At 61.2% G+C, this 6,429-nt stretch carries 5 protein-coding genes; 2 read left to right on the top strand and 3 right to left on the bottom strand.

Annotated elements, in window-relative coordinates:
- From FJ404_13420 to FJ404_13410, 3 genes are all read right to left on the bottom strand, one after another.
- Positions 1-755: radical SAM protein (locus FJ404_13420; GenBank protein ID MBM3823861.1), on the bottom strand; the 755-nt coding region annotated here is incomplete at its 3' end.
- A 58-nt stretch (positions 756-813) separates the two neighbouring features.
- The gene (locus FJ404_13415) at positions 814-1,584 is read right to left on the bottom strand and encodes an enoyl-ACP reductase (protein ID MBM3823860.1); all 771 of its coding nucleotides are present in this window, start codon (positions 1,582-1,584) and stop codon (positions 814-816) included.
- 184 nt (positions 1,585-1,768) lie between these two features.
- Entirely contained in the window at positions 1,769-3,025 is a 1,257-nt protein-coding gene (locus tag FJ404_13410) for an MFS transporter (protein ID MBM3823859.1), read from the bottom strand.
- Between the two features lie 193 nt (positions 3,026-3,218).
- Here FJ404_13410 and FJ404_13405 point away from each other — a divergent pair, with 193 nt between their 5' ends.
- Positions 3,219-4,319: a cyclic nucleotide-binding domain-containing protein gene (locus FJ404_13405; protein MBM3823858.1), complete on the top strand. Its 1,101-nt coding sequence runs from the start codon at positions 3,219-3,221 to the stop codon at positions 4,317-4,319.
- 8 nt (positions 4,320-4,327) lie between these two features.
- Positions 4,328-6,418: a DNA mismatch repair endonuclease MutL gene (mutL, locus tag FJ404_13400; protein ID MBM3823857.1), complete on the top strand. Its 2,091-nt coding sequence runs from the start codon at positions 4,328-4,330 to the stop codon at positions 6,416-6,418.
- Positions 6,419-6,429: the final 11 nt, after the last annotated feature.

The following is a 6,429-nucleotide window of genomic DNA, read 5'->3' as shown; positions in this document are numbered from 1 at the left end:
TCCGGTGTGGGGCGTGCGATGGTGTAGGCGTGGACCTCAGCGATGCGTCCACCCGCTTGCACGATTTCGTTTAAGCGGTCGCCATAGGCCTTCAGTTCGTCTGGAGAGATGGAGACACCATGCAACTTCAAGAACAAGCTCTGGATAATGATCGGGCGAACGCGCGCCGTGAGCAGCAAATTCGAGAGAATCCGGTTAAATTGCACCCGCGTGCGATTCACGGCCTTGAAGTAGGATTCCGTTCCCGCGTCGAGTTTGGCCCAAATCTGGCCTTGATGCGCGTCCAGAACTTCCAACCCTTTCCTCACGTCTGCTTTGTCCAATCCCGCGGCATCGGTGATCAGAACCAATTGAGTCTCGGTCAAGCCGAACTCCGTTTTGATCCTGGCGACAGCCTCCGCGCACTCGGCGAAATTCCCGATCATCGTGGGTTCGCCGTCCCCACTGAACGCGATGTCCTTGATGTCTCGGATCAAACGTTCCGGCAGGCCCCGGAATCTCGCGTCCTCTGAAAGGCCTCCGTCCAGCACACGGCGAATCAGATCGCGCAACTCCATTTCCAACTGGCGCACGACCACGCCGGCCGGCTTACCCGGAGTCTTTCGATCCACCTCGCAATACACACAGTCGAAATTACAAACTTTGTCAGGGTTCAGATTGACCCCGAGCGAGAGTCCCTCCGAGCGCCTGGAGATCACCGGATACACATAGGTGTAATCCGAAAACTTCCTCGCATGGTCGCGGACCGCGGCCATGTCACGATGCACTTTGGGGTTGGACGCGGACACCATGCCTCCCTGCGCCGTCTGGCGCTTACATGCCCATGATCTGGTAGCCGCTGTCCACGTACAAGACCTGTCCGGTGATGGCCGCGGCACCGTCGCTCGCCAGAAAAACACCGGTGGCGCCCAACTCTTCGGGCAACACATTCCGCTTGAGAGGCGCGTGCGCCTCGTAGTGTTTGAGCATGTCGGTGAAACCGGCGATCCCGCGTGCAGCGAGCGTGTTCATGGGGCCCGCGCTGATGCAGTTGACGCGAACTTTTTGCGGTCCCAGATCGTAGGCGAGGTAACGCGTGGAAGCCTCCAGGGAGGCTTTGGCCACTCCCATGACGTTGTAGTGCGGGACCACCTTCTCCGCCCCGTAATAGGTCATGGCCACGATGCTGCCGCCTTGGGTCATCATCGGCTGGGCCGCCCGCGCCAGCGCGATCAGCGAGTAAGCGCTCACATCATGCGCGACTCGAAAAGCCTCTCGCGAAGTGTTGAGGAACTGGCCTTCCAACGCTTCGCGCGGCGCAAACGCCACGGAATGCAGCAGGAGATGCAACACCGGATGACGTGCTTGCACTTGGGAAAACACCCGGGCGATGTCCTCATCTTTCGTCACATCGCAGGGCATGATCAACGTGTCCGGCCCGAACGTTCCCGCCAACTCCTCGACATTCTCCTTCAGCCGTTCTCCTTGATAGGTAAAGGCCAGCGTCGCACCGGCTTCATGCCAGGCGCGCGCAATCGCCCAGGCAATCGAGCGCTTGTTCGCGACTCCGAATACGATTCCGATTTTTCCGTTGAGTTGTGACATAGACTGATGCAGCCGAGGGGAAATCCCTCAACACGGCCGCCAGCATGGGGTCGATCTCTCGCCGATGGCAAATGATTATCTCGCCCTGCCCCCATGGGCGGCGCATGCGTCCGTTGCCGGACACACGACGTTCAGAGCGTGTTTGGAAATTGGGCGAGGTCCCGCCGAATTTCCAAACACGCTCTCAGGACTCTCCGGATCGAGAGGGCTCGGAAAGCTTCACCCAAGCCACCCCTCCGGCAATGACGGCCAGAATGGCCGCCAACACATAAGGAGCTGGTGGATGGAACTTGAAGAGGGCCATCGCCAGGATGGGTCCGGCGATGCGGGCCAGGCTCCCCGCGCTTTGTGCCACCCCCAAGGTCTCTCCTTGTTCGTCCACGGGCGTCAGCTTGGAGATCATCCCGAAGATGGGCGGACGCGTGAGCCCGGACCCAATGGACAACAAAGCCAGTGACAGCAACAGCATAAGCCATGGCCCTCCGCCCGTTTGAAAGAGCCCCGACCAACTGAAGTTCCCGGCGCCTCGAACAAACGGGATGGACCCCATCCCAGCCGCGAACAAGAGCAAGCTGATGCCGATCATCTTCGGTTCCCCCCATTTTTTGGCCAGCTTCCCCACGGGTCCGCCTTGGGCCAATGCGCCCACAATGCCGCAAAAGGTGAAGAGGATCGCCACCGTCTCCGCGTCGCGAGCCCGGGCCGGATCGAGACCGAAATTGGCGGCCACCAGCAATCCCAAGCTGGTCTCAAAGCAAGAAAAGCCCAGGGTGGCCAAAAAGAATACTCCCACCAGAAGTCCCACTTTGGAACGAGCCAGCACCCGCGGCCAGGCCGACCAACCCGGGCGGCGGGCGGCGGGAACCCCTCCGGGTTTGCGGGTTTCGGGCAGAACCGCCAGAGCGAGGATCAGATTTGCGGCGCACAAACCTGCGGCCACCCATCCCGGTCCCGCCTCTCCGAACCAGATCAGGCTTTTCCCTCCAAGGGCCGGTCCGAAAATAAATCCCAAACCAAAGGCCATGCCGATCAACCCCATCTTCTTCGTTCGCTCCTGAAGCGGGGACACATCCGCAATGCATGCCTGAGCCACCGTGATGTTCGCCCCGCAAATCCCCGCGATGACCCGCGAAAACAAAACAACCCACAGGGCCATGGAAGGCTCGAACCGGGACGCGAGCGCGAATACCGCATAGGACACGGCCGAACCGGCCGTGCTCACCAGGAGAACCGGTTTTCTTCCAATTCGGTCGGAAAGCCCCCCCCACCAGGGCGCGAAGAGAAACTGCATCAGGGAAAACGACGCCATGACGGCCCCGATCATCAAGGCACCCGCGCCGTACTTCTGGCTGTAGAGGGGAAGCAGCGGGAGCACGATGCCAAACCCGATCAAGTCGATGAACACGGTCAAGAAAATGACCAGGAGCGAAGGTTTCTTCATTCAATGAGGCCGCCAGATCGCGGCGCGCTGCGGAGTCTAGGGAGCGACCCGTCCGAGTCAACCGCGCGCATGGGCTCGCCCCGCATTCGATCCGATCCCCGAGGCGGCCCCGTCCCTCGCTCTTTTGTCAGGGAACCACGTCTCGAGCGATCTCTATGCTTTACCCGCCCCCGCTTTTTTCTAAACTCATCGCGTGGCCGCTCTGAAAACCAACAAGCTTTTCGGCGGGCTCCTCACCTCGGAGCTCGAAAAGCTGGAGCAGACTTGTGAAATTCGACGTTATCGTCCAGGCGAAGTCATCTTTAAGGAGGGCGACGCAGGCGACGGCATCTACATGGTCATCGTCGGAGCCGTGCAGATTTCCGCCATGGTCAATCCCGCCGAACGCCGCGTGCTCTCCCGCATCGGCGCCAACGATTTCTTCGGCGAAATGGCGGTGCTCGACAATGAGCCTCGCTCCGCCTCAGCCACCGCCGAGGCCGACAGCCATCTCTATTTCATTCCACGCACCGAAATGCTCTCGATGCTCGAGCGCAATCCCAAGCTCGCCGTCGCCCTCGTCCGCGAGTTCAGCCAGCGCATGCGGGATTTCAACCGCCAGTACATCCAGGAAGTGCTTCAAGCGGAACGCCTCACCATCGTCGGCAAATTCGCCCGTTCCATCGTTCATGATTTCAAGAATCCTCTCAACATCATCGGCATGTCCGCGGAAATTGCCTCCTTGCCCGACTCTTCGAACGAATCCAGGCAAAACGCCAAAGCCCGCATCCTGCGCCAAGTCCATCGCCTCACCACCATGATCGCGGAATTGCTGGAGTTTACCCGCGGCTCCCAATCCTCCGTGGTCCTTAGCCCCGTCGATCTGTCGGACTATGCGGGGCAACTTCTGGAGGAAATCAAGGGCAACCTCGAATCCAAAGGAGCCGAACTCGAGATCCAAGTCCCCCCCCCTCCTGTCAAGGTGTTGATGGACTCCGTGCGCCTGGCCCATGTCTTCCACAATCTCCTGAACAACGCGGTGGACGCCATGGCCGGCGGCGGCCGTATCTATGTCCGATTCGTTCCGGATGGGAAAGCGGTGCGTGTCGAAATCGAGGACACCGGCCCCGGCATCGCGCCGGAAATCGCTTCACGGCTGTTCGAGGCGTTCGCCACGTTTGGCAAACCCAATGGCACCGGGCTTGGGTTGTCGATCTGCAAAAAGATCGTCGAGGACCACCGCGGCGTCATTCGCGCCACTTCCCAACCCGGAAAGGGTGCCGTGTTCACATTCACGCTGCCCGTCGCGGCTTAGACGCTCTCATGAGCCGGATTCGGCTGCTGCCCGAACAGGTCGCGAACCAAATCGCGGCGGGTGAAGTCGTCGAGCGCCCCGCCAGCGTCGTCAAGGAGCTCGTCGAAAATGCGCTCGATGCCGGCGCGCACCACATTTCGGTGGAAATCCAAGCCGGTGGCCGCAGCCTCATCCGCGTCACCGACGACGGCTGGGGCATGAACAAGGACGACGCTCTCCTCTCGCTCGAAAGACATGCCACCAGCAAAATCCGCGTGGCCGAAGACCTCGACGCGGTCCAGTCTTTTGGCTTTCGAGGCGAAGCGCTCCCCAGCATCGCCAGTGTGAGCCGGTTCACGTTGACCACCAAGGAACGCGAGAGCAACGCGCCGGAAGGCACCCAAATCGTCGTTCAAGGCGGAAAGATCGTGGAAGTGCGATCCGCCGCGAGTCCAACAGGGTCTGCCGTCGAAGTGCGGCAACTCTTCTTCAATTTGCCCGCCCGGCGCAAATTTCTTCGCTCCGAGGAAACAGAGCGCACCCACATTGCGCATTACCTCACTCTGGCCGCCCTCGCCCATCCCGAAGTCGCATTCACATTCCTCCAGGATCAACGCCTGGTCTGGCGGTTGCCTCCCCTCCCTCGCCACGAGAACGGGGATCGATTCCCGGGCCTCCGCGAACGTCTGCGCTCGCTGCTCGGCGGCGACGTCCAGCTTGTTCGCGTCGAATTCGAACGCCCCCTGCCGCCCCGTTTCACCAGCCCTACCCTTCAAGAAGATGCCGGGGAAACCTTGCACGAGCCGGTTCCCGCAACGAATCCGGGAGTGCTTCGGCTCTGGGGTTACATCGGAGCCCCCGGAGTCTCACGCGCCACACGTGAGGACCAGCATCTCTTTGTCAACAAGCGCCCCGTGGAGCATCGTGGGCTGAATTTCGCACTCGCCGAAGGTTATCACACCGCGCTCATGAAGGGCCGGTTCCCGGTGTGCTGCCTGTTCCTCGAAGTTCCACCCGGCGAAGTCGATGTCAATGTTCACCCCGCCAAACGGGAAGTCCGATTCCACCAGGAAGCCCTGGTTCGCCGCATGGTCTCCGACGCCGTGCGCAATACACTCCTCAACTTTCACCTTCACTCCACCTCGGGAACCCACACCCGATCCGCACCGGATTCCCCTCCCCTCCCGGCTCCACCTCCAACCCACCCTCAAGCCTCAATCCCTCCCGCCCCCACGTCCCCTCACCCGATTCATCCCGCTGATCGAACAACCCTGTCCGCCGGAAATACAAATCCGCCCGAGCACGTTGCCGACCCCGCCGACTCGACGGTGGAAACCGCCGCTCCGCCGAAACGCTCGATCTCTTCCCGCGACGGAGCAGACCCACCCACCGCGCCCGTCACAGCCACACTCTTTCCCGCCGCCCCGCTCGATTCACCCGCGGCCCGGACCCACACCTCGCCACCATCCCCACCGCCCGTCCCTGGACCTCAAAGCTCAAACCCGCCCTGGGTGAATCCAGATCGCGCTCCCCTCCTCAGTGTGCCTTTGCGCGTCGTCGGGGTCGTTGGACGCCTTTACGTCGTGCTTGAATCCGACCGCGGACTGGTTCTGCTCGACCAGCATGCCGCGCACGAACGTGTGCTCTTCGAACAAATGATGCGGCGGCTCGAACACGGACCCGCTCCTTCCCAACGCTTGCTCCTGGCTGAAACGGTGGAACTATCCTCCCGGGACGCCGTGTTCCTGCGGGAACAACTCCCCACCCTCAACCGCCTGGGCGTGGGACTTTCCGAATTCGGCGAACGCACGTTCCTGCTCGACGCCTTGCCTCCGATGACAAAAACGAGCGATGCCCGCCGGTTCGTCCATGCGTTGATCGACCAACTCAAACAAGCGGGGGAAAACGTGAATTCCATGCGGCTCGGAGAGGACGTTGTGGCGAAAACAGTCTGCCGCCACGCCGTCAAAGCCAACGACCCCTTGCAAGGCCCCGAACTCCTCCGCCTCGTCGAGGACCTGAAACGCTGCTCCATGCCCTACACCTGTCCGCACGGTCGCCCGACCTTGATCGAAATGAACTACCGGGAACTCGAAAGAAAGTTTGGACGCTCCACCTAACCCGGAAATTC

The organism is Verrucomicrobiota bacterium (genome assembly GCA_016871495.1).
GTDB lineage: Bacteria > Verrucomicrobiota > Verrucomicrobiia > Limisphaerales > VHDF01 > VHDF01.
Note: the sequence above shows the minus strand (reverse complement) of the source record. Positions and strands in the feature narration are given on the sequence as shown.